Below are 3,332 nucleotides of genomic sequence, written 5' to 3' on the forward strand. Positions count from 1 at the left end.
ACAACCCCAAAACCGGTCGTATCACTCAATAACCGACTCACCCTATATTTACCATTTAACAACAATTGAGAGCCGCAACTTTGACAGTAACGAGTATTCGAGTTATTATTACTCGGATGACCCGGTTGATAACAATTGGGATTAATGCAGTAACAGGGTTTCATCTCGGCTATCAGTTATTTTATTGGGTGAATAATTGAAGGTTCCCTTTACCTGTCTTTGAAGGCATTTTATCATAAGTAGCTGGTTATAATTAAATTAAAAATGGATTTTAGGTTCGATCCCCCCTGCCCCCCTTGATAAGGGGGGTGCCGATCCCCCCTTAGTCCCCCCTTAATCCCCCCTTAATAAGGGCCTATCCTTAGATTAGCTGTCTCGGAGTCTCGGAGTCTCGACTAGGAAATTAATTTTGCACGACTACTTAACTAACACTCCATTCAGAAAAATTTCGGCAATACCTTCGGCCATTTCTTGTAAAGCTAAGGGGGAAGCATTGCTATCTAAAATAGTTTCACTGGAAAAACCGGCAATTGCAAACATTCCTAGAAAAACCTGGGCCACAATTTTCGGATTCATGGGACGATAGATACCACGATCGATCGCTGTTTGAAAAAAAGCCTCGGCCACATCGGTCATTTTAGCAATTACCTCCGATTGAATCCGATCTTTTAATTCGGGGTGAAATTGTGCCTCTATAAAACAAACTCGCAATAAATCGCTATTTTCTCGCATTCTCAACACCCTACGTCGCATCACCTGCGCTACCGCTTTATAACTGCCCATTTCGCTCAATTCCGTCAGCAAGTCGGTGAGAATATCCACCCATCCCCTAGTGGCCACTTCGATTAAAATCGCCTTTTTGTTGGGAAAATAACGAAATAAAGTTCCTTCTGCCACATTTGCTTTTCCTGCTAGGTCTTTGGTCGTGGTTCCTTCATAACCCTTAGCGGCAAATAAACGTAAAGCGGCCTGTAGAATACGACTACGGGTATCTTCTTCCCCAGAATTGGTCTCAGTTAGGGAACGTTGAAAAAGACTTTGCATAATTATTGACAGCTAGAACGGGATAGAGCCATTGTCATCGATCAAGTCAGGTGTTTACTCAAATGCTTCATAAAATTTTGAGTAATTGGAGTAACTTGGCCTTTAACAACGAGCGCACGAGCTTGACAATGGGCTAAGTTTCCAGCCAAGATAACCGAAAGATTTTCATTCTCCCAGATAAAGCCTAGTTCTAGACCCAAATACTAGGGCAAAACGTTGACACTTGCTCCCCTATCAATCAAACCTTACTCTGGACTGCTGAAAAACATCGTCAGTGCAAGGCTATAACCAGTATTTTCCACCATTTTTTACTGTCTCTAAACTATTATGGAAAACTACAGGCCGCATCCCACTCAGGCATGAGTATAATTACTCATTGACAAAGTTGTGAGAAAATAGAAAGAAATACAAGGAAAAAAGCCATGCTGGGGATACCCCTGCAAGAAAAAGCCCAACTAGAGAAATATCTCCTGGAAACCGCCAAAATTCTCTGAAAATATACCGAACCAGAAAAGCTCAACGACTTCGAGAATAATGAAAAACTTTCTAGACTCAACCAACCGAGGGGAAAAAAATAATTTCCTCATCCCCCTTGCCTATATCCTAGGAATAGCCCTCCCCTTTGTTTTAGTCTATTTTCTCCCCATTTACCACGTTACCGATACTTTTCTCTTTAGTAGATGGGGGGATTGTCTCGCGGCAGGTACAGTATATATGGATTGTCCTCCCAAAGTCCCCAACTATCCTAGTATAGGCATACTGGCAAGCGGCGGAGTAATTGCGGCGATAAAATCCCTATTGGGAATTAGCGAAAAAACCGAGGCTATCTACTACTTCCGTTTTTACCTAGCGTTTGTTGACGCTCTCAATTTTCTCCTTCTTACCTACCTAGCAAGAATCTTAAAATTCAAACGCCCCGTAATCATCGGTTTCAGCATTACCCTAGTGCTATTTCTCTGGGCGGCAGGTTCTCTCTGGGGACAGATTGACAACGTAGGCTTATTATTTTGCCTCCTGGCGACCATTGCTTTCTTCCAATCTTGGAGTGAGAAAAACACCCTCCTCAAAAATATCCTCTGGTTTCTCCTCGGGATGTTTAGTTTAGTCCTATTCATTCTCACTAAACAACTCTTTATTTTTTCCCTACCCTTTTTTGCCCTAGTTATCCTGACCACAGGTTACAAATTCCAGCAAAGATACCAGACTAAAGGCTTAATCTGGCTGGGAGCAACTCTACTTTTAAGCCTCGGATTTTTCCTCTACCTAGATAGCTTATTTGCAGTTCCCCTCAGACTGATTCAGTCTAGTTTCCTCTTTGTCTTAAAATCTGGTAGTGGTCACGGTGACAAAATCTCAGGAAATGGCTTTAATATCTGGATATTTCTCGGTTTAGAACCCCGCGCTTCCTCCCGAGTACCTTTTATGGATTTGCAACTAGGTAGCTGGAAAAAAGGTATCAGTCCTTACCAAGCAGGGCTTTTACTCTATGCTGGTTTCATGGGTTTTCTTATCTGTACAGGTTTAATCAAGATTTGGCAAATTCTCGCCACCAAAACCGAGGCGATTATCCCTAAATACAATCCTACCTATTTAATGGCACTTCTCTGCCTTTTCCATGGACTAAGTTACCTAGGTTTTAATATTCTTCTCAGTGGCACTCATCAGCGCTATCTCTATATAGGTTATCCTTTTATCCTGATCAGTATTATCTGGCTCTACTATCAGGATTTCCTAGTATCCAGACGCGCCCTACTCGCCTCTTTATTTGCTGCTTTTGCCTACGGTTGTTTTCTTTATTCCCAAGTCTCTAATGCTTATGTGGTACAAGCACAACAGTATTTAGGTTTTCAACAACCGCCGAATGTTCCCTTATTACCCAAGTTCTTCTTTATCTTTGAAAGACATCAGTTTCTAGGTGCTGTTCATCTGTTCTTGCTAGTCTTCCTAGTAGATATTTGGCAACAGCTAAGTAAAAGACAGATTGTTCGTCCTAGTTCAGATAATATAGTCATTCCAAATAAGTATGATGCAAGGGAAAAATAGGGTAAAATAAGGAGAAACGAGCAACCCATACAGAAAAATGTCTTATAGCCTAGACTGGAGAAAAAAAGTAGGTAGTGATCCGATAGTAGTGGCGTAGCTCTCTTGCTTATCTAGCCTGAGTTGTGTAGAATATTTAGAAGAACTCTTAGCGTCTCTGGGAACGATTAAAAAGAGCAAGAAAGTCAAGAGTGAAGTCCAAGAAATCGATGTTTGGTTTGAACCAGCCAGTTCAGCATCAAGGACGG

The 3,332-nt window shown here is 41.7% G+C and carries 3 protein-coding genes and 1 pseudogene; 1 reads left to right on the forward strand and 3 read right to left on the reverse strand.

Features of this window, described 5'->3' with window-relative positions; translation table 11 throughout:
* Positions 1 to 164, reverse strand: a 164-nt coding sequence (locus EWV66_RS09600) for a 4-Cys prefix domain-containing protein (protein WP_353734444.1), incomplete at its 3' end; no start/stop codon positions are given.
* A gap of 253 nt (positions 165 to 417) precedes the next feature.
* Positions 418 to 1,044, reverse strand: coding sequence for a TetR/AcrR family transcriptional regulator (locus EWV66_RS09605; RefSeq protein WP_002785652.1), 627 nt, complete (start codon positions 1,042 to 1,044; stop codon positions 418 to 420).
* A 534-nt stretch (positions 1,045 to 1,578) separates the two neighbouring features.
* Between EWV66_RS09605 and EWV66_RS09610 the strand changes: the two genes are divergently transcribed.
* A complete protein-coding gene (locus EWV66_RS09610) occupies positions 1,579 to 3,087 on the forward strand; it encodes a glycosyltransferase family protein (RefSeq protein WP_002785650.1) in 1,509 nt (502 codons plus the stop codon).
* Positions 3,088 to 3,129: 42 nt separating this feature from the next.
* Here EWV66_RS09610 and EWV66_RS09615 read toward each other — a convergent pair.
* A pseudogene (locus EWV66_RS09615) lies at positions 3,130 to 3,332 on the reverse strand (hypothetical protein); the annotation flags it as partial.

It is taken from the genome of Microcystis sp. M_OC_Ca_00000000_C217Col (assembly GCF_007095585.1).
Lineage (GTDB): Bacteria > Cyanobacteriota > Cyanobacteriia > Cyanobacteriales > Microcystaceae > Microcystis > Microcystis panniformis.